General features: G+C 58.9%; 26 protein-coding genes and 1 riboswitch. Of the genes, 19 read left to right on the top strand and 7 right to left on the bottom strand.

The features are described from left to right. The first annotated feature begins 198 nt into the window (after window positions 1–198). The 10 genes from AB4N82_RS05290 (at window position 199) to hisC (ending at window position 8,255) form a co-directional block, all read left to right on the top strand. Window positions 199–1,008 (top strand): ATP-binding cassette domain-containing protein, encoded by an 810-nt coding sequence (locus AB4N82_RS05290; protein WP_460104562.1) that lies wholly within the window; start codon window positions 199–201, stop codon window positions 1,006–1,008. Then, a complete protein-coding gene (gene mlaE / locus AB4N82_RS05285) occupies window positions 1,008–1,805 on the top strand; it encodes a lipid asymmetry maintenance ABC transporter permease subunit MlaE (RefSeq protein ID WP_010213107.1) in 798 nt (265 codons plus the stop codon). Before AB4N82_RS05290 ends, mlaE begins: the two co-directional genes overlap by 1 nt. After that, window positions 1,805–2,272, top strand: a complete 468-nt coding sequence (gene mlaD, locus AB4N82_RS05280) for an outer membrane lipid asymmetry maintenance protein MlaD (RefSeq protein ID WP_003171814.1) — start codon at window positions 1,805–1,807, stop codon at window positions 2,270–2,272. The genes mlaE and mlaD overlap by 1 nt, the downstream gene beginning before the upstream one ends. An 11-nt stretch (window positions 2,273–2,283) precedes the next feature. Further along, window positions 2,284–2,931, top strand: a complete 648-nt coding sequence (locus AB4N82_RS05275) for an MlaC/ttg2D family ABC transporter substrate-binding protein (RefSeq protein ID WP_032886283.1) — start codon at window positions 2,284–2,286, stop codon at window positions 2,929–2,931. Beyond that, complete coding sequence (locus AB4N82_RS05270) at window positions 2,928–3,233, top strand: STAS domain-containing protein (protein WP_032886285.1); 306 nt, start codon at window positions 2,928–2,930, stop codon at window positions 3,231–3,233. The genes AB4N82_RS05275 and AB4N82_RS05270 overlap by 4 nt, the downstream gene beginning before the upstream one ends. A 114-nt stretch (window positions 3,234–3,347) precedes the next feature. After that, window positions 3,348–3,587 (top strand): BolA family protein, encoded by a 240-nt coding sequence (locus tag AB4N82_RS05265; RefSeq protein WP_032886286.1) that lies wholly within the window; start codon window positions 3,348–3,350, stop codon window positions 3,585–3,587. A gap of 23 nt (window positions 3,588–3,610) precedes the next feature. After that, window positions 3,611–4,876, top strand: a complete 1,266-nt coding sequence (murA, locus tag AB4N82_RS05260) for a UDP-N-acetylglucosamine 1-carboxyvinyltransferase (RefSeq protein WP_010213103.1) — start codon at window positions 3,611–3,613, stop codon at window positions 4,874–4,876. Between the two features lie 239 nt (window positions 4,877–5,115). Beyond that, window positions 5,116–5,751 carry an ATP phosphoribosyltransferase gene (hisG, locus tag AB4N82_RS05255; protein ID WP_003171824.1) on the top strand — a complete coding sequence of 212 codons (636 nt, stop codon included), beginning with the start codon at window positions 5,116–5,118 and terminating at the stop codon, window positions 5,749–5,751. Window positions 5,752–5,879: 128 nt separating this feature from the next. Continuing rightward, complete coding sequence (gene hisD / locus AB4N82_RS05250; protein WP_032886288.1) at window positions 5,880–7,199, top strand: histidinol dehydrogenase; 1,320 nt, start codon at window positions 5,880–5,882, stop codon at window positions 7,197–7,199. Window positions 7,200–7,202: 3 nt separating this feature from the next. Then, window positions 7,203–8,255, top strand: coding sequence for a histidinol-phosphate transaminase (gene hisC, locus AB4N82_RS05245; protein WP_032886289.1), 1,053 nt, complete (start codon window positions 7,203–7,205; stop codon window positions 8,253–8,255). 124 nt (window positions 8,256–8,379) lie between these two features. Here hisC and AB4N82_RS05240 read toward each other — a convergent pair whose 3' ends face one another. Continuing rightward, the gene (locus AB4N82_RS05240; protein WP_032886290.1) at window positions 8,380–9,654 is read right to left on the bottom strand and encodes a uracil-xanthine permease family protein; all 1,275 of its coding nucleotides are present in this window, start codon (window positions 9,652–9,654) and stop codon (window positions 8,380–8,382) included. 2 nt (window positions 9,655–9,656) lie between these two features. Then, window positions 9,657–10,295: a uracil phosphoribosyltransferase gene (gene upp, locus AB4N82_RS05235; RefSeq protein ID WP_004372055.1), complete on the bottom strand. Its 639-nt coding sequence runs from the start codon at window positions 10,293–10,295 to the stop codon at window positions 9,657–9,659. 164 nt (window positions 10,296–10,459) lie between these two features. Between upp and AB4N82_RS05230 the strand changes: the two genes are divergently transcribed. From AB4N82_RS05230 to AB4N82_RS05220, 3 genes are all read left to right on the top strand, one after another. Beyond that, on the top strand, window positions 10,460–11,017 hold the full coding sequence (locus AB4N82_RS05230; protein WP_032886291.1) for a hypoxanthine-guanine phosphoribosyltransferase: 558 nt from the start codon (window positions 10,460–10,462) through the stop codon (window positions 11,015–11,017). A gap of 60 nt (window positions 11,018–11,077) precedes the next feature. Further along, window positions 11,078–11,563 (top strand): hypothetical protein, encoded by a 486-nt coding sequence (locus AB4N82_RS05225; RefSeq protein ID WP_032886293.1) that lies wholly within the window; start codon window positions 11,078–11,080, stop codon window positions 11,561–11,563. 125 nt (window positions 11,564–11,688) lie between these two features. After that, entirely contained in the window at window positions 11,689–11,976 is a 288-nt protein-coding gene (locus AB4N82_RS05220; RefSeq protein WP_095183854.1) for a PA4642 family protein, read from the top strand. Between the two features lie 55 nt (window positions 11,977–12,031). Here AB4N82_RS05220 and mqo read toward each other — a convergent pair whose 3' ends face one another. Further along, window positions 12,032–13,540: a malate dehydrogenase (quinone) gene (gene mqo / locus AB4N82_RS05215; RefSeq protein ID WP_032886295.1), complete on the bottom strand. Its 1,509-nt coding sequence runs from the start codon at window positions 13,538–13,540 to the stop codon at window positions 12,032–12,034. Window positions 13,541–14,268: 728 nt separating this feature from the next. Next, entirely contained in the window at window positions 14,269–14,502 is a 234-nt protein-coding gene (locus AB4N82_RS05210) for a hypothetical protein (protein ID WP_032886296.1), read from the bottom strand. A 194-nt stretch (window positions 14,503–14,696) separates the two neighbouring features. On the opposite strand from AB4N82_RS05210, the gene AB4N82_RS05205 reads away from it, so the two are divergent. Beyond that, the gene (locus AB4N82_RS05205) at window positions 14,697–15,284 is read left to right on the top strand and encodes a YajG family lipoprotein (protein ID WP_032886297.1); all 588 of its coding nucleotides are present in this window, start codon (window positions 14,697–14,699) and stop codon (window positions 15,282–15,284) included. A gap of 56 nt (window positions 15,285–15,340) precedes the next feature. On the opposite strand, the gene AB4N82_RS05200 is transcribed toward AB4N82_RS05205, so the two are convergent. After that, entirely contained in the window at window positions 15,341–15,550 is a 210-nt protein-coding gene (locus tag AB4N82_RS05200; protein ID WP_032886298.1) for a hypothetical protein, read from the bottom strand. 183 nt (window positions 15,551–15,733) lie between these two features. Here AB4N82_RS05200 and AB4N82_RS05195 point away from each other — a divergent pair, with 183 nt between their 5' ends. After that, complete coding sequence (locus AB4N82_RS05195; protein WP_095184310.1) at window positions 15,734–15,991, top strand: hypothetical protein; 258 nt, start codon at window positions 15,734–15,736, stop codon at window positions 15,989–15,991. A 120-nt stretch (window positions 15,992–16,111) separates the two neighbouring features. Here AB4N82_RS05195 and AB4N82_RS05190 read toward each other — a convergent pair whose 3' ends face one another. Next, window positions 16,112–17,275 carry a 1-acyl-sn-glycerol-3-phosphate acyltransferase gene (locus AB4N82_RS05190; protein ID WP_177326426.1) on the bottom strand — a complete coding sequence of 388 codons (1,164 nt, stop codon included), beginning with the start codon at window positions 17,273–17,275 and terminating at the stop codon, window positions 16,112–16,114. A gap of 132 nt (window positions 17,276–17,407) precedes the next feature. Here AB4N82_RS05190 and AB4N82_RS05185 point away from each other — a divergent pair, with 132 nt between their 5' ends. The 4 genes from AB4N82_RS05185 to AB4N82_RS05170 all read left to right on the top strand — a co-directional run bounded on the left by AB4N82_RS05185 (window position 17,408) and on the right by AB4N82_RS05170 (window position 19,479). Then, on the top strand, window positions 17,408–17,590 hold the full coding sequence (locus AB4N82_RS05185) for a CPXCG motif-containing cysteine-rich protein (RefSeq protein ID WP_081797681.1): 183 nt from the start codon (window positions 17,408–17,410) through the stop codon (window positions 17,588–17,590). Between the two features lie 11 nt (window positions 17,591–17,601). Next, window positions 17,602–17,862, top strand: a complete 261-nt coding sequence (locus AB4N82_RS05180; protein WP_095183856.1) for a putative signal transducing protein — start codon at window positions 17,602–17,604, stop codon at window positions 17,860–17,862. Window positions 17,863–17,898: 36 nt separating this feature from the next. Continuing rightward, the gene (locus AB4N82_RS05175; protein WP_095183857.1) at window positions 17,899–18,519 is read left to right on the top strand and encodes an SOS response-associated peptidase; all 621 of its coding nucleotides are present in this window, start codon (window positions 17,899–17,901) and stop codon (window positions 18,517–18,519) included. Between the two features lie 141 nt (window positions 18,520–18,660). Continuing rightward, complete coding sequence (locus tag AB4N82_RS05170; RefSeq protein ID WP_122764744.1) at window positions 18,661–19,479, top strand: M48 family metallopeptidase; 819 nt, start codon at window positions 18,661–18,663, stop codon at window positions 19,477–19,479. A 135-nt stretch (window positions 19,480–19,614) separates the two neighbouring features. On the opposite strand, the gene AB4N82_RS05165 is transcribed toward AB4N82_RS05170, so the two are convergent. Further along, complete coding sequence (locus AB4N82_RS05165) at window positions 19,615–20,199, bottom strand: TMEM165/GDT1 family protein (protein ID WP_005784895.1); 585 nt, start codon at window positions 20,197–20,199, stop codon at window positions 19,615–19,617. A gap of 88 nt (window positions 20,200–20,287) precedes the next feature. After that, window positions 20,288–20,409, bottom strand: a riboswitch (yybP-ykoY riboswitch). Window positions 20,410–20,453: the final 44 nt, after the last annotated feature.

Here is a 20,453-nt window from a genome sequence, read left to right as displayed (position 1 = left end):
ACACAGTCGGCAACGTTTTTTCCCTGTCCCCAAACTGAACTAGCGCTGTTCCGGCCTTGGGCGCCTTGTACCAGCAGTGATATAGTTCGCCGCCAGTTCGGTCCGCCCAGCCCATGTGGCTATCTATATGCGTCGCCGTTGCAAACGTTTGTCGCATGCGTGGTGTCTGAGTGAGAGGCTGCATCCCAAGGAGTTTAGATGAGTGCCGATAACGCCTACGCGGTCGAGCTGAAGGGACTGACCTTCAAGCGCGGGACGCGCAGCATCTTCAATAACGTCGATATTCGCATTCCCCGTGGCAAGGTCACGGGCATCATGGGGCCGTCCGGTTGCGGCAAGACCACGCTGTTGCGGTTGATGGGCATGCAATTGCGTCCCAGCGCCGGCGAAGTGTGGGTCAATGGCCAAAACCTGCCTACGCTGTCGCGCAGTGATCTGTTCGATGCGCGCAAGCATATGGGCGTGCTGTTCCAGAGCGGTGCGCTGTTCACCGACCTCGATGTGTTCGAGAACGTAGCGTTTCCGCTGCGGGTGCATACCCAGCTGTCCGACGAAATGATTCGCGACATTGTGTTGCTGAAATTGCAGGCCGTCGGCCTCCGTGGCGCAATTGATCTGATGCCCGACGAACTGTCCGGCGGCATGAAGCGCCGTGTGGCCCTGGCGCGAGCCATTGCCCTCGATCCACAGGTTCTCATGTACGACGAGCCCTTCGTCGGTCAGGATCCGATCGCCATGGGTGTGCTGGTACGACTGATCCGTCTGCTCAACGATGCCCTGGGTATCACCAGTATCGTGGTCTCCCACGACCTTGCAGAAACCGCGAGCATTGCCGATTACCTCTATGTGGTCGGTGATGGCCAGGTGCTGGGGCAGGGTACGCCTGAAGAGCTGATGAACGCCGACAACCCGCGCATTCGCCAATTCATGACCGGCGACCCCGATGGCCCTGTGCCTTTCCACTTTCCGGCAGCGGATTACCGCTCAGATCTTCTGGGGAAGCGTTGATGCGCAAAACATCTCTTATCGAGAAAGTTCGCCTTTTCGGTCGCTCCGGCATCGACATCGTCGAAGTGCTCGGCCGCTCGACGATTTTCCTGTTCCACGCCTTGCTCGGCCGCGGCGGTATTGGCGGTGGCTTTGGCCTGTTGATCAAGCAGCTGCATTCGGTGGGTGTGATGTCCCTGGTGATCATTGTGGTCTCCGGGGTGTTCATTGGCATGGTGCTGGCGTTGCAGGGCTTCAATATCCTGTCCAGCTACGGTTCGGAGCAGGCAGTGGGGCAGATGGTTGCCCTGACGCTGCTACGTGAACTGGGACCGGTGGTGACCGCGTTGCTGTTCGCCGGGCGCGCAGGTTCCGCGTTGACTGCCGAAATTGGCAACATGAAGTCTACCGAGCAGCTGTCCAGCCTCGAAATGATCGGTGTGGACCCGCTCAAATACATTGTTGCCCCGCGCCTGTGGGCCGGCTTCATTTCCCTGCCATTGCTGGCGATGATCTTCAGCGTGGTCGGTATCTGGGGCGGTTCGTGGGTAGCGGTGGACTGGCTTGGCGTCTACGACGGCTCCTACTGGGCCAACATGCAAAACAGCGTGACCTTCAGTGGTGACGTGCTCAATGGCATTATAAAGAGCATCGTCTTCGCCTTTGTAGTGACCTGGATCGCCGTATTCCAAGGCTATGACTGTGAGCCCACCTCAGAAGGGATCAGTCGTGCCACCACCAAGACCGTTGTGTACGCCTCGCTGGCAGTACTTGGCCTTGACTTCATTTTGACCGCCTTGATGTTTGGAGACTTCTGATGCAAAACCGCACTGTGGAAATCGGTGTCGGCCTTTTCTTGCTGGCTGGCATCCTGGCTTTACTGTTGCTGGCTCTGCGAGTCAGCGGTCTTTCGGCCAGCCCAACCGCCGATACTTATAAACTTTACGCATACTTCGACAATATCGCCGGTTTGACTGTCAGAGCTAAAGTGACCATGGCCGGTGTAACCATTGGCAAGGTCACGGCAATCGATCTGGATCGCGACAGCTTCACCGGGCGAGTGACGATGCAACTGGACAAGAAGGTGGATAATCTGCCTACCGACTCTACTGCATCTATCCTCACTGCGGGGCTGCTGGGCGAGAAGTACATCGGTGTCAGCGTGGGCGGGGAAACAGCCCTGCTCAAGGATGGTTCGACCATCCACGACACTCAGTCGTCGCTGGTACTTGAGGACCTGATCGGAAAATTTTTGCTCAATACGGTCAATAAAGACGCCAAATGAGGAATCTGTTCATGATCTCTACCTTGCGACGTGGCCTGCTGGTACTGCTTGCAGCACTGCCATTGATGGCCAACGCGGCAGGTTCTGCGCACGAACTGGTGCAGGACACCACCAGCAAGATGCTGGCTGACCTGACGGCCAATAAAGAACAGTACAAGCAAGATCCAACCAAGTTCTATGAAGCGCTCAACAGCATCGTCGGTCCGGTCGTCGATGCTGAAGGCATCTCACGCAGCATCATGACGGTCAAATATTCGCGCAAGGCCACGCCTGCGCAGATGCAGACGTTCCAGGAAAACTTCAAGCGCGGCCTGTTCCAGTTCTATGGCAACGCTTTGCTTGAGTACAACAACCAAGGTATTACCGTTGCTCCAGCCGGTGATGAGTCGGGCGATCGCACCAGCGTCAACATGAGCGTCAAAGGTAATAACGGTGCCGTGTACCCGGTGCAGTACACCTTGGAGAAGATCAACGGCGAGTGGAAACTGCGCAACGTGATCATCAACGGCATCAATATCGGCAAGCTGTTCCGTGACCAGTTTGCCGACGCCATGCAGCGCAATGGCAACGACCTAGACAAAACCATCAATGGTTGGGCCGGTGAAGTCGCCAAGGCCAAGGAAGAAACCGATAAAGCTGCTGGGAAGCCGGCGCAATGACCGAGTCGGCTGTTCGTCTCGGCGACTCTGGCCAGCTGTTCATCAGCGGGGTGCTGGATTACCGAACTGGCCCGGCTCTGCGCAAGCATGGCCAAGCGCTGATCAAGTCGAGCGCTGCGCCGGAGCTGGTCCTGGATTGCTCAGCGGTAACCAAGTCCAGCAGTGTCGGGTTGTCGTTGCTGCTGTGCTTCATGCGTGATGCCGAAGCGGCCAAGAAGCCGGTTAGCATCCGTGCGTTGCCCGAAGACATGCGCGAAATTGCCGAAGTTTCCGGTCTGACCGAGCTGTTGGCGCATCCTTAATACACATTATTAGAGAAGCCCCCCGTCAGAGTCCTGCTATGCGGGGTTCGCAGGCGCGGGGCTTTTTTGTATGATGTGCGACCCGTGCGCACTGGGCGCCGATAGAGGTTGAGCATGCAGGCCCTAGAAGTTAAGAGCTTTCTTGAAGGAAAGCTGCCGGATACGACCGTAGAAGTTGAAGGCGAAGGCTGCAACTTCCAGCTGAACGTGATTAGCGATGAACTGGCGGCATTGAGCCCAGTCAAGCGTCAGCAGCAGATCTATGCCCATTTGAACCCGTGGATCACCGATGGCAGCATCCATGCGGTCACTATGAAATTTTTCAGCCGCGCGGCCTGGGCCGAGCGCACCTGAGCCCTCAAGGCGTCGAGATTCTTATGGATAAATTGATTATTACCGGCGGTGCTCGCCTTGATGGCGAGATTCGCATTTCCGGTGCAAAAAACTCCGCCTTGCCGATCCTGGCAGCGACCCTGCTGTGCGATGGCCCGGTGACCGTGGCCAACCTGCCGCACCTGCACGACATCACTACCATGATCGAGCTGTTCGGTCGCATGGGCATCGAGCCTGTGATTGATGAGAAGCTGGCCGTCGAAATTGACCCGCGCACCATCAAGACCCTGATCGCCCCGTACGAACTGGTGAAAACCATGCGTGCGTCGATCTTGGTGCTGGGCCCGATGGTTGCCCGTTTCGGTGAAGCCGAAGTCGCCCTGCCTGGCGGCTGCGCTATCGGCTCGCGTCCAGTGGACCTGCACATCCGTGGCCTGGAAGCCATGGGCGCAGTCATTGACGTTGAAGGCGGCTACATCAAAGCCAAGGCGCCGGAAGGCGGCCTGCGTGGTGCGAACTTCTTCTTTGATACCGTCAGCGTGACCGGTACCGAGAACATCATGATGGCCGCTGCCCTGGCCAAAGGCCGCAGCGTCCTGCAAAACGCCGCGCGCGAGCCGGAAGTGGTCGACCTGGCCAACTTCCTGAACGCCATGGGCGCGAAGGTTTCCGGTGCCGGCACCGACACCATTACCATTGATGGTGTAGAGCGCCTGCACACTGCAACCTATAAAGTGATGCCTGACCGCATCGAGACCGGTACCTACCTGGTTGCTGCCGCCGTTACCGGTGGTCGCGTCAAGGTAAAGGACACCGATCCGACCATCCTGGAAGCGGTCCTGGAAAAACTGCGCGAAGCTGGCGCCGAAATCACCACCGGCGAAGACTGGATCGAGTTGAACATGCACGGCAAGCGGCCGAAAGCCGTCAACGTGCGGACCGCTCCGTACCCGGCGTTCCCGACTGACATGCAAGCGCAGTTCATCTCCCTGAACGCGATTGCCGAAGGCACTGGTGCCGTGATCGAGACCATCTTCGAAAACCGCTTCATGCACGTGTATGAACTGCACCGCATGGGCGCGAAGATTCAGGTTGAAGGCAACACCGCCATCGTTACCGGCACCGAGAAGCTCAAGGGCGCGCCAGTCATGGCTACCGACCTGCGTGCTTCGGCCAGTCTGGTGATCTCGGCGCTGATCGCCGAAGGCGACACTCTGATCGACCGCATCTACCACATCGACCGTGGTTACGAGTGCATCGAAGAGAAACTGCAGATGCTCGGCGCTAAAATCCGCCGCGTACCGGGCTAGTTCCCAGAGCTGAAAACACCGTCACTGTGGTGAGCGGGCTTGCCCCGCGCCGGACTGCGTAGCGGTCCCGTTTTTTGGGTCGCTACGCAATTCAGCGTGGGGCAAGCCCACTCACTACAGACGGTGTCAGCTCGCAGTATGCTGAATTTGTTTCAAATCGAGGCTGTCATGGCCTCGATCTGCGTCTGGCGCCGTTTGCGACCGGACAGCAATAGCCTGATGAAGGACTGACGTTTCCCATGTTGACCATCGCACTGTCCAAGGGCCGCATCCTTGACGACACTTTGCCGCTTCTGGCTGAAGCGGGCATCGTGCCGACCGAGAATCCGGACAAGAGCCGCAAGCTGATCATCCCTACGACCCAGGACGACGTTCGCCTGCTGATCGTGCGGGCTACCGACGTGCCGACCTACGTTGAGCATGGCGCGGCCGACCTCGGCGTCGCCGGTAAAGACGTGCTGATGGAATACGGTGGCCAGGGCCTGTATGAGCCGCTGGACCTGCGTATTGCCCTGTGCAAGCTGATGACCGCCGGCCGTGTCGGTGACGTCGAGCCTAAAGGCCGCCTGCGCGTGGCGACCAAGTTCGTCAACGTCGCCAAGCGTTATTATGCCGAGCAAGGCCGCCAGGTCGACATCATCAAGCTCTACGGCTCGATGGAGCTGGCGCCGCTGATCGGCCTGGCCGACAAGATCATCGATGTGGTCGACACCGGCAACACCCTGCGTGCCAACGGTCTCGAACCACAAGACTTCATCGCCGATATCAGCTCCCGCTTGATCGTCAACAAAGCGTCGATGAAGATGCAGCACGCCCGTATCCAAGCGTTGATCGACACCCTGCGCACCGCAGTGGAGTCTCGACACCGCGGTTGACCTACCCGCGTAGCTGAAAGGCTGCGCCCGTCTATCCGCCTCATAGCCAGAATTCTCAGGTGCCCAAGCGGAAACGACTGCTAGTTTAGGGCGCCTGAGTTTTTGCCAATTCTATTGAGGCCCTCGCTATGACCACGTCCACTGCAATTGCCCGACTCAACGCTGCCGACCCGGATTTCGCCCATCATCTGGATCATCTGCTGAGCTGGGAAAGCGTGTCCGACGACTCGGTCAACCAGCGGGTGCTCGACATCATCAAGGCCGTGCGCGAGCGTGGTGATGCGGCGCTGGTGGATTTCACTCGTCAGTTCGACGGTCTGGACGTCAAGTCCATGTCCGATCTGATTCTTCCCCGCGAACGCCTGGAGCTCGCACTGACGCGCATCACTGCGCCTCAGCGTGAAGCCCTGGAAGTCGCGGCGGCGCGTGTGCGCAGCTACCACGAAAAGCAGAAACAGGACTCCTGGAGCTATACCGAAGCCGACGGCACTGTGCTGGGCCAAAAGGTCACGCCGCTGGATCGTGCCGGTCTCTACGTGCCGGGTGGCAAAGCGTCGTATCCATCGTCGGTGTTGATGAACGCAATTCCGGCCAAGGTGGCGGGCGTGACCGAAGTGGTTATGGTGGTACCGACCCCGCGCGGCGAAATCAACGAACTGGTGCTGGCTGCGGCCTGCATCGCTGGTGTTGACCGTGTGTTCACCATTGGCGGTGCTCAAGCCGTCGCGGCCCTGGCCTACGGCACCGAAAGCGTGCCGAAGGTCGACAAAGTGGTGGGGCCTGGCAACATCTACGTCGCCACCGCCAAGCGCCACGTTTTTGGCCAGGTTGGCATCGACATGATCGCCGGTCCCTCGGAAATCCTCGTAGTATGCGACGGCCAGACCGATCCGGATTGGATCGCCATGGACCTGTTCTCCCAGGCCGAGCACGACGAAGACGCCCAGGCGATTCTGGTCAGCCCCGATGCCGAGTTCCTCGACAAGGTCGCCGCCAGCATCGATAAGCTGCTGCCTACCATGGACCGTGCAGAGATCATCGAGAAATCCATCAACGGCCGTGGCGCGCTGATCCTGGTGCGTGACATGGAACAGGCCATCGAAGTGGCTAACCGTATCGCCCCGGAGCACCTGGAGCTGTCCGTGGCTGACCCACAGGCCTGGCTGCCGTCGATTCGCCATGCGGGTGCGATCTTCATGGGGCGCCACACCAGTGAAGCGCTGGGCGACTACTGCGCCGGCCCGAACCATGTGTTGCCGACCTCCGGCACCGCGCGGTTCTCATCACCGCTGGGGGTGTACGACTTCCAGAAGCGCTCGTCGATCATCTTTTGCTCGCCACAAGGTGCTTCCGAGTTGGGCAAGACCGCTTCGGTGCTGGCCCGTGGTGAGTCGTTGAGCGCACACGCCCGTAGTGCTGAGTATCGAATCCTGGAAGAAGGGAAATAACACATGAGCAAATTCTGGAGCCCCTTCGTCAGGGACCTCGTGCCTTACGTACCCGGCGAACAGCCAAAGCTGACCAAGCTGGTCAAGCTCAACACCAATGAGAACCCCTACGGTCCGTCGCCCAAAGCACTGGCCGCGATGCAGGCCGAGTTGAACGACAACCTGCGTTTGTACCCGGACCCCAACAGCGACCTGCTCAAGCAGGCGGTGGCCAAGTATTACGGGGTCGACGCCGGCAAAGTGTTTCTCGGTAACGGCTCTGATGAAGTGCTCGCGCACATCTTCCACGGCCTGTTCCAGCACGACCTGCCGCTGCTGTTCCCGGATATCAGCTACAGCTTCTATCCGGTGTACTGCGGTCTTTACGGCATCCAGTCCGACCCGGTGCCGTTGGATGAGAAATTTCAGATCCGTGTTGCGGATTACGCCAGGCCCAACGGCGGGATCATCTTCCCCAACCCGAATGCGCCGACCGGCTGCGTGCTGGCGCTGGACGCAGTAGAGCAGATCCTCAAGGCCAGCCCGGATTCGGTGGTGGTGGTCGATGAAGCCTATATCGACTTCGGCGGCGAAACCGCCATCAGCCTGGTGGATCGCTACCCTAATCTGCTGGTGACCCAGACCCTTTCCAAATCGCGCTCACTGGCCGGTTTGCGCGTGGGCTTGGCCGTGGGTCACCCGGACCTGATCGAGGCGCTGGAACGGGTCAAGAACAGCTTCAACTCCTACCCGCTGGATCGTTTGGCGATTGTCGGCGCGGCAGCGGCGTTTGAGGACCGTGAGTACTTCGAGAAGACGTGCCAGTTGGTGATCGACAGCCGTAACAAAGTAGTCGCGCAATTGGAAGGCAAAGGTTTTGAGGTGCTGCCATCAGCGGCCAACTTCATCTTTGCGCGCCACCCACGGCATGACGCTGCCGGCCTAGCGGCCAAGCTGCGTGAGCAAGGGATTATCGTGCGGCACTTTAAGCAGGAGCGGATTGCCCAGTTCCTGCGGATCAGCATCGGTACGCCGGAGCAGAACCAGGCGCTGATTGATGGCCTCGGCGAGCTTTAACGGGCGCTGAAATCAAATGTGGGAGGGGGCTTGACCCTGATGGCGGCGTATCAGTCAGTTAATGTATTGACTGACACACTGCTATCGGAGGCAAGCCCTCTCCCACATTGGCTTGTATTGGCAGTTAGATCAACGGCTCATCTGGCTTCTTGTTCTTCCAGCCATCATTGCCCGGCAGCAGCAGGTTCAAACCAATCGCTACCACCGCGCACAGAGCAATGCCCTTCAGGCCGAAGTCATCTGGACCAGTTCCTGTCCCCACCAGCACACCGCCAATACCGAACACCAGGGTCACCGACACAATCACCAGATTGCGCGCCTCGCCCAGGTCGATCTTGTGGCGAATCAATGTGTTCATCCCCACTGCGGCAATCGAGCCGAACAGCAGGCACAGGATCCCCCCCATTACCGGCACCGGAATGCTCTGCAGTAGCGCGCCGAACTTGCCGATAAACGCCAGGCTGATGGCGAATACCGCCGCCCAGGTCATGATTTTCGGGTTGTAGTTCTTGGTCAGCATTACCGCGCCGGTTACTTCGGCGTAGGTAGTGTTCGGCGGGCCGCCAAACATGCCTGCTGCCGTGGTGGCGATCCCGTCACCCAGCAGGGTGCGGTGCAGGCCAGGCTTCTTCAGGTAGTCGCGACCGGTCACGCTGCCCACCGCAATCACACCACCGATGTGTTCAATCGCCGGGGCCAGGGCCACTGGGACGATAAACAGGATCGCCTGCCAGTTGAATTCCGGCGCGGTGAAGTGGGGCAGGGCGAACCAAGGCGCAGCGGCGATCTTGGCCGTGTCGACAACGCCAAAGTAGAACGACATGGCAAAACCTACCAGCACACCGGAGATGATCGGCACCAGGCGGAAGATACCTTTGCCGAACACCGCCACGATCAACGTGGTAAGCAGCGCTGGCATCGAGATCAGCATGGCGGTCTTGTACGGGATCAGTTCGGCACCGTTGTCGCCTTTACCCATCGCCATGTTGGCCGCGATCGGCGCCATGGCCAGGCCGATGGAAATAATCACTGGCCCGATTACCACGGGCGGTAGTAGTCGGTCGATGAAACCAGTGCCTTTGATTTTTACCGCTGCCCCTAGGAAGGTGTAAACAAAACCGGCCGCCATTACCCCGCCCATGGTCGCCGCCAGGCCGAACTGCTGCTTGGCGAGAATGATCGGGGTAATGAAGGCAAAGCTCGATGCCAGGAATACCGGCACCTGCCGCCCTGTCACCACCTGGAACAACAACGTGCCCAGGCCGGCGGTGAACAGTGCGACGTTTGGATCAAGACCTGTGATCAGCGGCATCAACACCAGCGCGCCAAATGCTACGAAGAGCATTTGTGCGCCAGACAGGATCTGGCGCCAAAGCGGGTCGTTGAATTCATCCTGCATGCTCACGCGTCCTTCTGCTTGGTGCCGAAGATCTTGTCACCCGCGTCGCCCAAGCCAGGGATGATGTAACCGTGTTCATTCAGGCGCTCATCGATGGAAGCGGTGTAGATCTGCACGTCCGGGTGGGCTTTCTCGACGGCGGCGATGCCTTCGGGAGCGGCGACCAGCACCATGGCGCGGATGTCCTTGCAGCCGGCTTTCTTCAGCAGGTCGATGGTGGCGACCATGGAACTGCCGGTAGCGAGCATCGGGTCAATGATCATGGCCAGGCGCTCGTCGATTTCCGGTACGAGTTTTTCCAGGTAGGTGTGAGCCTGCAAGGTTTCTTCGTTGCGGGCCACGCCCACGGCGCTGACTTTGGCACCCGGAATCAGGCTGAGTACACCTTCGAGCATGCCGATACCTGCGCGCAGGATCGGCACCACGGTTATTTTCTTACCAGCGATTTTTTCCACCTGGACGGGACCGGCCCAACCGGGGATCTCGTAGGTTTCCAGGGGCAAATCCTTGGTGGCTTCGTAAGTGAGCAACGCTCCGACTTCCTGAGCAAGCTCACGGAAGTTCTTCGTGCTAATGTCGGCGCGGCGCATAAGGCCGAGCTTGTGCTGGATCAGCGGGTGGCGGATCTCGCGAGTGGGCATGGGAAAGGCTCCGGCGGCGGGCAAAAAAACCGGCCTAGATTAATCTATCCGAGGGTGTTGTCCTATAGGCATCTAGTACGTTAGTCCATTAAGGCTTGCTCGGAGCGCATGAGAAGCGTACCTTCGCCCGCTTTTCTTGCCACAGCACCCCCTTGGAGAGCGCCATGTCCGCTGATCTTGAGCATATCCGTCAAATCATGCGTGAGGCTGATTGCCTGTACACCGAAGCGCAAGTCGAAGCTGCGATCGCCAAGGTTGGCGCCCACATCACTCGCGAAATGGCCGACACCAACCCGGTGGTCTTTTGCGTGATGAACGGCGGCCTGATCTTCGCCGGAAAATTGCTGACTCACCTGCAATTTCCGCTGGAAGCGTCTTACCTGCACGCGACTCGCTATCGCAACGAAACCACTGGCGGCGATCTGTTCTGGAAGGCCAAGCCGGAAGTCTCGTTCATTGACCGCGACGTGCTGATCATCGACGACATCCTCGACGAAGGTCACACCCTCGGCGCGATCATCGATTTCTGCAAACACGCCGGCGCGCGCAAAGTGCACACCGCCGTACTGATCGACAAAGACCACGACCGCAAGGCTCGCCCGGACCTTAAGGCTGATTACGTTGGCCTGCCGTGCATCGACCGCTACATCTTCGGCTATGGCATGGACTACAAAGGCTACTGGCGCAACGCCAATGGGATCTACGCCGTCAAAGGTATGTGATCCAGGCCTGGCGCAGGGTTGTCATGCTATCGTGCTTGGCCCCTGCGTCTGGAGCTGTCCATGAGCCTGTTGATTCGCACTTGCGCCGCCCTGGCGCTGACCCTGAGTTTGCCCCTGGCCGCCGCACCGGCGCCTATGCATGGTCAATTTCTGCCTCCCGATGACCTCACCCTGCGGACTGAAAGCCCTGACCAGCAGCAGTTGCTGCAAGTCACGGAGTACGCGGTGGTGGTGGGCAACCAGCGCCAATCCAACCAGCAACCTATCCCGGTGACTTCGCCACTGATGCTCCGGCTTAAGGGCAAGCCCCTGAACAAAGGTGCGAGCATCAGCCAAGTGGTGCTCAACTTCGATGCCGAAAGTAAAAGCCTGAAAAAGCCGGTGTTTGACGACAAGAGCAAGACCCTGACGCTGTCTTATCCGGTGGCCCAGTACCGGGTGATCGTCGATTTGCTGCGCAATGACACGGTGTATGTTCAGTTCCTCAGTTACGCCAACGGCCATATCTGGGCGGACCTGCATACCGGCGTTGTACGTACCAAGTAGCGCTAACATTGAAGAATAAATGTGGTGGGGGATTGCTCCCATATTGGTTCTTCAGCGCTTTCGAAGCCCGCGGCTCGCAGGTAGACTTCAAACCCCGTGTAAATGTCTGCAGGCTGGAGTCGGTAATGCGTAAAGATAAGAAACAGGTGATTGGCGATGAGATCGGCGACGATCAGATCAAGTTGTTCCTGGACTTCGAGCCGGTCGACGCGACTTCACCGTCCCTGCACAAACTGATCAAGGCCTATCGTGGCCTGCGTATCGACGACTTTGAGCGCTTCCTGGGCTTTTTCAAGGAAGCCGGCCTGGACCTGGATGGCAAGGATGAGCATGGGCAGACCTTCGTTGATCTGATCAAGGATCAGCGCAACGCGGACGATTACATCGAGCTGATCAAAAACGCTCGCGGCTGATTATCCCGGCCACAAAAAAACGCCCCGAGGGGCGTTTTTTTATTGCAGCCAGGCCTCAAGCGTAGCTTTCGGCCTCGTTGCTTTGCTCAACCAGTTCCAGGCTGATGTTGTTCTGCGTGTTGATCTTGCGATACAGCTCGGCATCAGTCTCAAGCACTTTTTCCCGGGCAGGGAAGATCTCGTGCAGCTTGGCCGCCCACTCACCGGCGGCTTTGGCCGGGAAGCAGCGCTCAATCAGTTCCAGCATGATCGACACCGTCACCGAAGCGCCTGGGGACGCGCCCAGCAGCGCCGCCAGCGAGCCGTCTTTGGCCGCTACCAGCTCGGTGCCGAATTGCAGCACGCCGCCTTTTTTCGGGTCTTTCTTGATGATCTGCACCCGTTGGCCGGCCACTTCAAGACGCCAGTCTTCGGCTTTCGCCTCAGGGTAGAAGCGACGCAGGGATTCCAGGCGTTGTTCCATGGACTGACGCACTTCGCTGACCAGGTACTTGGTCAGGTCCATGTTGTCGCGGGCCACGGCCAGCATCGGGCCGATGTTGCTGGCACGAATCGACATCGGCAGGTCTAGGAACGAGCCGTGCTTGAGGAACTTGGTGGTGAAACCGGCGTATGGCCCGAACAGCAGGGATTTCTTGCCATCCACTACACGGGTGTCGAGGTGCGGCACCGACATCGGTGGCGAGCCGACGGCGGCCTGGCTGTAGACCTTGGCCTGGTGGTGCTTGACCACTTCCGGGTTGTCGCAACGCAGCCATTGGCCGCTGACCGGGAAGCCGCCGAAGCCTTTACTTTCTTCGATGCCCGAAGCTTGCAGCAGCGGCAGCGCCGCGCCACCGGCGCCGAGGAATACAAACTTGGCGTCCACCTCACGGCTGGTACCGCTGTTGACGTCCTTGATGCTCACGGTCCAGCCGGCGCCGTTGCGCTTGAGGCCGGTCACGCGCTTGCTGTACTTGACCTGGGCATCCGGGGAGCTGGTCAGATGGCTAAGCAGCTGATTGGTCAGGGCGCCGAAGTTGACGTCGGTGCCATTCATTACGCGAGTGGCAGCGATTTTTTCGTCGAGCGGGCGGCCCGGCATCATCAGCGGCATCCATTCGGCCATTTCGCTGCGGTCTTCGGTGTAGTGCATGTCCGAAAACGCGTGGTGCTGGCTGAGGGTTTCAAAGCGCTTCTTGAGGAAGTCCACGCCTTTGTCGCCCTGTACGAAGCTCAGGTGCGGCACCGGACTGATAAAGGACTTGGACGAGCCAAAGGTGCCCTTTTTGGTCAGGTACGCCCAGAACTGCTTCGACACCTCGAACTGAGTGTTGATGTGCACGGCTTTCTTGATGTCGATGGAACCATCGGCGGCCTGCGGCGTGTAGTTCAGCTCGCACAGACCGGCATGACCGGTACCGGCGTTGTTCCATGGGTTGGAACTCTCCGCTGCACCCGAATCCATCAGCTCAACGACTTCCAGCTTGAGGCCGGGGTCGAGCTCTTTGAGCAATACGGCCAGGGTGGCACTCATGATGCCGGCCCCTACCAGTACTACGTCGACTGCTTCGTTATGCGCCATTTAACGCGTCTCCAAAATCTGCAGCACCAAATTGACGGCATGGCTGCCAGGAGTGACGGGGCGGTTCACGTGTTGCCCCAGGTTACCCATGGCCAGGATCGCCATGTCCGTTTCGCAATTCTTTGCAACTTCGGCGCACGCTTCCTGCCCGGCCTAATCTGCCTATGAACGCATTCATGGGCGCCTGTGGCAATTCGACTTATGGTCAAAGCGTGCGATTCGTGCAATCAATCCGTAGCGGACAGGCTCAAGCTCCGGTTGTTGAGGAGTACTCAGTCCTGTGTGGTTGGGCTGTTCCAGACGCTGATGGTGCTTTTACAAACGCCAAACTATTCATTTGCTCGCCACACTCTTGTGAAGTTGTGAAAACCCGTTTTTTCACGCTCTTTTGAAGACGTGAACCTCAAAAAAGGGCTGCCTCAGCCTGGCACTTGGCTCGCAAGACATCTGCCGACACGCGGCAATACGGGCAAACAACTCAAGTGGCCGAGCGCAATGGCAGCTCTGGCAGATTCGGTAAAGGTGGGTGGTTTGCAAAGGAAACAGCAAGCGCGCCAGCTTCACTCGATCTGTGTGGGCGGCTCTCTGTGGGCGATTCTTGGAGTTAATACCGAGGCATTAACGATGCTGCGAGGCCCGATCAGGAGACGTCCTTATAATCGGGGGGAGATTGTAGCGAAGAACGTCAGGGAAATGGGCGTGTTTTATGACTTTTATTAGGTCTTCGGTCAGGCGGCCAACGGCTGGTGCCGCGGCGACCGCGCCGGGCGTGGGCTGACACGGGCGCCGGCGGGCAGCGGGTGGTGCATCCAGCTCAGGCGGATTTCATCAATTTCCACCCAGCCGTCGCCCAAAGGCGGCTGGCTGCACTCTTTGAAGGCCTGGCAGCGGCCTTGCGCATCAAGCCGGGCGAACTGGCGAAGGGCAGGTTTGCGCGTAAATAGCGTCCAGAGAAAATGCATGGCGATAGACCTCCTGAGATTGAGGCCAAGCATGCCTTGCGAGGATGACGAGCCCATGTAACGGCTATTACATATCGGTGACAGCGAACCGCTGTCGAACCGACGAGTCATAGGTTGTAACTGACGCTAGTTCCCTGCGGGGGCGCCCCGTTATACTGCCGGCCTGTCGGTACCTGATTTCTGGAGAGAAGCGCATGTTGCAACGCCTGTTGTTCGGTTTGATCACTGTGACCAGTTTGACCTTGGTTGGCTGCGCCAACAGCCCGCAACAACTGAGCCCGCAACCGAAGCTCACCACGCAGTTGGCGCCAGTGGGTCATGGTCAGCCAGTGTCGGTGCGTGTAGTGGATGGTCGTCCTTCGCCAACGTTGGGCTCTCGCGGGGGCTTGTACCCGGAGACCGCGCTTATCTCGGTGACTGGTCAGGACGTGCTGCCCAAGTTGCAAGCTCAGGCCGAAGCCGCCGTGCGCCTGCTGGGCTTTACCCCGAGCGCCAACGCGCCGGGCGCTCCTCAGTTGACCATCACCTTGGCTGAGCTGAAGTATCAGTCGCCTAAAGAAGGTCTCTATGTGACAGAAGCCGCCATCGGCGCAACCTTCAAGTCCGATGTCACCGCTGGCACCCGTCGCTATAGCGGTCGTTACGGCGCATCGTTGAACCAGCGTTTCGGTATGTCGCCGAACCAGGAAACCAATACCAAGCTGGTCAGCGACGTCCTGAGCGACGCCTTGACTCGCCTGTTCAAGGATCCAAGCATCGGTTCATTGCTCAGCTCGCAGTAACCGTCCAAATAAAAACCGGGCTCAGTCATGTGCCCGGTTTTTTTTCGTCTGCAGTTTCACGCGGCGGTGTCGATACAGAAGTCCAGCAGGCTCACACCCGTCAACAGGTCGGCCTCTGGCGAGTCTGCATGCTGGTGCCCGCCAAGGGCGCAATAGACCAGCCAATGGCGGTCCTGCACGTTGAACGCCAGGCTGCCGACCAGCGCCTCCTGCTCATCGCTTTGGGCAATTAGATACAGCCGATCCTGGTTGTGCGCGTGCAGCATGACAAGCTCCTGAGTGTTCGAAGGGCAACAGAGTGGCTTGTTAAGGTGACGTTCAGGTGACGCCGTAAATTACTGGATACATTAGCCGTCCATGGAAGATGGAGCGGTTTGGCGCTGGCCGCCACTACCGTTCAGGTTGATATCGGAACCGATACCCAGACACCGTTTCACCCGAGGTTTGCGATGGCGCTGCCCGCACTGTTGATCAATGTTGTGGCTTTATTGGTGGCCTGCTCCGGTGCAGCGCTGCTCTCCATCACCCGCCTGCGCGAGCAGCGCGCCATGGCTGACCTGGCTGCGCAAAGTGAAGCGCGCGCGATTGATCAGCCCATGCTGTTCCTGGACGCGCGTACCGAGCGGGCAAATCGTGTGGCTTACCGCATCGGGTTCGCCTGCCTGGTGCTGGCGCTGGCTATTTCCTGGCTCAGCACCCGAATCTAAAACACGGCAGAACCAATGTAAGAGGGGGCTTGCCCCCGATAGTGGTGTGTCAGCCAAGTATTCATTAGCTGACTCACCGCTATCGGGAGCAAGCCCCCTTCCACATTTTCTGATCGGTGTTTACAGCGGGATTCCGGCCTTGACCCGATATTGATTACGCACCGGCGTCGCATATTGCACCACCAGAAATGGTCGGTGTTCCGCCGGGCATTCGTTCAAGCGCCGTTCCCACTCAGCTTTCGCCTTCGCCAGCTCATCGGCCGGGAACACTTCGGCCGCCTTTGGCACCTGCAATTGCGGGTCGGCGTCGGCCCACTGGGCGTACGCCAGGTAGTGCACCGGGAATAGCCGATAACCGCCGAGAATTTGCCGATCCATTTCCACGGCCAGCACTTTGGTGTCTTCGAAGCGCTCGCTAATGGGCGGCGCGAAGTTGATGTGCACGCGGCCTTTGTAGCCGGTGATGCCCAGGGCAATGCTCACGTCATCTTCACCCTGTGCCTTGACGTAGGTCCCGGTGGTGGCGCGGATATACAACTCGCGGGCCTTGGCTGCATCGCACGGGTCGTACTCGTAGCTGATGGATACCGGCGTCAGGTTCAGTGACTGGATCACCTCGGCAAACGGCTCGTCCTTGCGGCTGACATGGAACATCTTGAGGATGGCTGACTCGGTGCGGTCATCCCCATCCTTGGCGCGGCCTTCGGCCTGGGCGATCCAGATCGACTGGCAGTCGTTGCGTATCGAATGATTGATGTAGGCCGATAGCAGGTTGAACGCCGCCATCTTCTCCTTTCGCCCGGTGATCGAGCGGTGCACGATAAAGCTCTTGTTCAGGCGCATCAGGTCGCTGACAAACGGCTTTTGCAGCAAGTTGTCGCCGATGGCGATGCGTGGCGTCGGCAGGCCGGCGTGGTACACGGCATAGTTGACGAAGGCCGGGTCCATCACGATGTCGCGGTGGTTGGCCAGAAACAGGTAAGCGGTACCGGATTTGAGCTGTTCGACGCCTGTGTAGGTAACGCCATCGGTCGCCCGGTCAATGGTATGGTCGACGTAGTACTCGACTTTGTCCTGCAGCGTAGCCACGGTGGTGACGCCGGCAAATTCACGGCGCAGCTTGCGGGCAATCATCGGCTTGAGCAGCCAGCCCAGGGCGCCGGCAAAGCGCGGGAAGCGGAAGTGGGTCAGGATGTCCAGAAAGGCCTTGTCACTGAACAGTCGGTCCAGCACTGCCGGGACTTCGCTGTCGTTGTAAGGTCGGATGGTATCGAATTCGCCCATCATGCTCTCTTGTTAGAAACGGCTAGGGTAAGTAGAGGAAATATCAGGGTGCGGCCCGAGTAATGGGCTCGGCCGGAAATAGCCCTGTAAATAGACCGGCGATTATACGCACAAGTCACCTTGGAGGCTGCGATGCTGGAAACTACGACGTACGATTGTCCTTATTGTGGTGAAACGGTAGAGACAGCGGTGGATTTATCCGGCGGTGATCAGACCTACATAGAAGATTGTCAGGTGTGTTGCCGACCGATTATTTTCGACCTGCAGGTCCATGGTGAAGAGTGGATGCTTGAAACCCGCAGTGAAAACGAATAACAGGCAAGCTCATGCAGCGAATCTACGAACCGGAAAACCTGATGGAAGGCGAGCTGCTGCAACAGATGCTCGCCAGCGAAGGCATCGAAGCACATTTGGTGGGGCGCCATTTGCTCGGCGGCACCGGCGAGCTACCGATCTTCGGACTTTTGGGTTTGGAAGTAGACAATGACCGGGCGGCTGATGCCCGGGAGCTGATTACTGCCTATATCGGGGCGCAACCGCTGCCGGGTGATGAACCCGACAGCTTCCCCGACGTGCTGGTCTGTTAGGCTGTCGGCCGGTTTACCCAAGAGTCGTGTTGCCCCATGTGTGGACGTTATGCCCTGTTTCGCTGGAATCCCTCCTTTGCTGCCTTGCCAGGCTTTCCGGCTGACCAGCAGGCCCAGTGGAACATCTCCCCGAATGATTCGGTGCTGATCCAGCGCCTGAACGACGGCCATCACACCCTGGCCCGCGCCCGTTGGGGCCTGACGCCGCCCTGGCTGACCGACCTTTCCCGCACCCCGGCCCATGCTCGCGCCGAAACCCTCGCCGAGCAGCCGATGTTCCGCGAGGCCTTTCGTCAGCGCCGCTGCCTGCTGCCCGCCAATGGTTTTTATGAATGGCGCGGCACCCAGCGCAAACGCCCGTACTGGCTGACGCCGGGGGAAGGCTCCACGTTGTTTTTTGCGGCGATCTGGGAGGCCTACCCTGTGCAGGAACAAGTGTGGTTGAGCACGGCGGTAGTGACCCAGGCGGCCCAGAGCCAGCGCCGGCCGCTGATTCTTGATGCCGCAGGGCAGGCCGCCTGGCTCGATCCCGAGACGCCGTTGCATGTGTTGCAAGGTCTATTGGCCAGTGAGCCCATCCCACTGCGCGAGCGGGTCCTGGCTAATATGGTCAACGATCCCAAGCTCAATGGGCCGGAGTGCCTGACTCCGGCCTAAACCTGAAGGCGCCGTGGGATGTATCCGAAATTCCTCGGTTACGCGTCTGTTGTATCTGGCGCTGATACAAATGAGCGCCTACGATACGCGCCATGTTTTGAGGGCGTTTTTCAGGGCGTCTTTTTCAGGGAGAGAGTGTTGATGAAAAGAACATTGGCGGTAAGTGTATTGGCTGCGGCGATGCTGCTGGCTGGGTGTCAGTCGGTCAATACCACCAGCGGCGGCGCCGTTGGGGTTGAGCGCAAGCAATACATGTTCAGCATGCTGTCGAGTCAGGAAGTCGACCAGATGTATGCCCAGTCCTACCAGCAGACGCTGGGTGAGGCCAGTACCAAAGGCCAGTTGGACAAGACCAGCACCAACGCCAAGCGCGTGCAGGCAATTGCCAAGCGTTTGATCGCCCAGGCGCCCACCTTCCGTCCTGATGCAGCGCAGTGGAAGTGGGAAGTGAATTTGATCAAAAGCGATGAGATGAACGCCAACTGTGGGCCAGGCGGCAAGATCTTTGTGTACAGCGCACTGATCGACAATCTCAAGCTTACCGATGACGAGTTGGCAGCAGTGATGGGCCATGAAATCGCCCACGCCTTGCGCGAGCACGGTCGTGAGGCAATGTCCAAGGCGTACGGTATCGAGATCGCCAAGCAGGGTGCTGGTGCGTTGTTCGGCTTGGGTCAAGATAGCCTGGCATTGGCGGACACGGTTGCCAACTACGGCATGACCTTGCCCAACAGCCGGAGCAATGAAAACGAAGCGGACCTGATCGGGCTGGAACTGTCGGCTCGCGCCGGCTACAACCCGAACGCCGCCATCACGCTGTGGAACAAGATGGCCAAGGCATCGGAAGGCTCGCCACCGGAGTTCATGAGTACTCACCCGGCGTCGGACAGCCGAATCGCGTCCTTGCAGGCGGCGATTCCTAAGGTGATGCCGTTGTATCAACAGGCCAAGAAGTCCTAAGGCTGATGAAGATCCAAATGTGGGAGGGGGCTTGCCCCCGATGGTGTTAGGTCAGTTAGCAGATGCATTGACTGATCTACTGCTATCGGGGGCAAGCCCCCTCCCACATTGGATTGGGTTTGCAGGCTTAGATCCTTAGATCCAGCCGCTGCTCTGCATGGCCTTGTACACCGCCACGATCGCCAGGACAAAAAACGCCGTAGCCGCCAGTCGACGAATCAACGTCAGCGGCAGTTTCTCCGCCGCGAAATTCCCCGCCAGAACCACCGGTACGTTGGCAATCAACATGCCCAGAGTGGTGCCGATAATCACCAGCCACAGCTCCGGATATTGCGCGGCCAGCATCACCGTGGCGATCTGAGTCTTGTCACCGATTTCCGCCAGGAAGAATGCAATCAGCGTGGTCAGGAACGGCCCGAACTTGCGGGTGGTACTGGCTTCGTCATCGTCGAGTTTGTCTGGCACCAGGGTCCACAGCGCAGTGGCGCAGAAGCTCGCTGCGAGGATCCAGTGCAACACCGCATCCGAGAAAAAACTGCCAAACCAGGCCCCCACTGCGCCGGCAGCCGCATGGTTGGCCAGGGTCGCGGCGACGATGCCGGCGATGATTGGCCAAGGCTTGCGGAAGCGAGCAGCGAGAATGAGCGCGAGCAGTTGCGTCTTGTCGCCGATTTCGGCCAAGGCAACGATTGCGGTAGGAACGAGTAATGAATCCAGCATCAGGTAAGTTTCCAGGGGCGGGTCGACACGGCTATGACACGTACAGCCTTCCCGCCCCGGGTAAGGTGTGCGTGTCATAGGTCTTGTCAAACCCCGGTCCGTCTGTGCGGACTCCTGGGTCGCATACGCCATGGTCTGTTGACCAAGTATGTTGACGTATGCCGGACGAGCGTGGCGCTCGTGGGAGACTACTCCCCTAGGACGGAGCGGATTCTGCCTAGGCAAAATCCATTCGGCAAGCCTTCTTTTTCAAA

The organism is Pseudomonas sp. H1_D04 (assembly GCF_054683855.1).
This window is presented reverse-complemented; position numbering and strand designations above follow the sequence as displayed.

Excerpts from the sequence above, each read along its gene's own strand:
- AB4N82_RS05290 (WP_460104562.1), top strand. The coding sequence starts at position 199 with ATGAGTGCCGATAACGCCTACGCGGTCGAGCTGAAGGGACTGACCTTC.
- mlaE (WP_010213107.1), top strand. The coding sequence starts at position 1,008 with ATGCGCAAAACATCTCTTATCGAGAAAGTTCGCCTTTTCGGTCGCTCC.
- mlaD (WP_003171814.1), top strand. The coding sequence starts at position 1,805 with ATGCAAAACCGCACTGTGGAAATCGGTGTCGGCCTTTTCTTGCTGGCT.
- AB4N82_RS05275 (WP_032886283.1), top strand. The coding sequence starts at position 2,284 with ATGATCTCTACCTTGCGACGTGGCCTGCTGGTACTGCTTGCAGCACTG.
- AB4N82_RS05270 (WP_032886285.1), top strand. The coding sequence starts at position 2,928 with ATGACCGAGTCGGCTGTTCGTCTCGGCGACTCTGGCCAGCTGTTCATC.
- AB4N82_RS05265 (WP_032886286.1), top strand. The coding sequence starts at position 3,348 with ATGCAGGCCCTAGAAGTTAAGAGCTTTCTTGAAGGAAAGCTGCCGGAT.
- murA (WP_010213103.1), top strand. The coding sequence starts at position 3,611 with ATGGATAAATTGATTATTACCGGCGGTGCTCGCCTTGATGGCGAGATT.
- hisG (WP_003171824.1), top strand. The coding sequence starts at position 5,116 with ATGTTGACCATCGCACTGTCCAAGGGCCGCATCCTTGACGACACTTTG.
- hisD (WP_032886288.1), top strand. The coding sequence starts at position 5,880 with ATGACCACGTCCACTGCAATTGCCCGACTCAACGCTGCCGACCCGGAT.
- hisC (WP_032886289.1), top strand. The coding sequence starts at position 7,203 with ATGAGCAAATTCTGGAGCCCCTTCGTCAGGGACCTCGTGCCTTACGTA.
- AB4N82_RS05240 (WP_032886290.1), bottom strand. The coding sequence starts at position 9,654 with ATGCAGGATGAATTCAACGACCCGCTTTGGCGCCAGATCCTGTCTGGC.
- upp (WP_004372055.1), bottom strand. The coding sequence starts at position 10,295 with ATGCCCACTCGCGAGATCCGCCACCCGCTGATCCAGCACAAGCTCGGC.
- AB4N82_RS05230 (WP_032886291.1), top strand. The coding sequence starts at position 10,460 with ATGTCCGCTGATCTTGAGCATATCCGTCAAATCATGCGTGAGGCTGAT.
- AB4N82_RS05225 (WP_032886293.1), top strand. The coding sequence starts at position 11,078 with ATGAGCCTGTTGATTCGCACTTGCGCCGCCCTGGCGCTGACCCTGAGT.
- AB4N82_RS05220 (WP_095183854.1), top strand. The coding sequence starts at position 11,689 with ATGCGTAAAGATAAGAAACAGGTGATTGGCGATGAGATCGGCGACGAT.
- mqo (WP_032886295.1), bottom strand. The coding sequence starts at position 13,540 with ATGGCGCATAACGAAGCAGTCGACGTAGTACTGGTAGGGGCCGGCATC.
- AB4N82_RS05210 (WP_032886296.1), bottom strand. The coding sequence starts at position 14,502 with ATGCATTTTCTCTGGACGCTATTTACGCGCAAACCTGCCCTTCGCCAG.
- AB4N82_RS05205 (WP_032886297.1), top strand. The coding sequence starts at position 14,697 with ATGTTGCAACGCCTGTTGTTCGGTTTGATCACTGTGACCAGTTTGACC.
- AB4N82_RS05200 (WP_032886298.1), bottom strand. The coding sequence starts at position 15,550 with ATGCTGCACGCGCACAACCAGGATCGGCTGTATCTAATTGCCCAAAGC.
- AB4N82_RS05195 (WP_095184310.1), top strand. The coding sequence starts at position 15,734 with ATGGCGCTGCCCGCACTGTTGATCAATGTTGTGGCTTTATTGGTGGCC.
- AB4N82_RS05190 (WP_177326426.1), bottom strand. The coding sequence starts at position 17,275 with ATGGGCGAATTCGATACCATCCGACCTTACAACGACAGCGAAGTCCCG.
- AB4N82_RS05185 (WP_081797681.1), top strand. The coding sequence starts at position 17,408 with ATGCTGGAAACTACGACGTACGATTGTCCTTATTGTGGTGAAACGGTA.
- AB4N82_RS05180 (WP_095183856.1), top strand. The coding sequence starts at position 17,602 with ATGCAGCGAATCTACGAACCGGAAAACCTGATGGAAGGCGAGCTGCTG.
- AB4N82_RS05175 (WP_095183857.1), top strand. The coding sequence starts at position 17,899 with ATGTGTGGACGTTATGCCCTGTTTCGCTGGAATCCCTCCTTTGCTGCC.
- AB4N82_RS05170 (WP_122764744.1), top strand. The coding sequence starts at position 18,661 with ATGAAAAGAACATTGGCGGTAAGTGTATTGGCTGCGGCGATGCTGCTG.
- AB4N82_RS05165 (WP_005784895.1), bottom strand. The coding sequence starts at position 20,199 with ATGCTGGATTCATTACTCGTTCCTACCGCAATCGTTGCCTTGGCCGAA.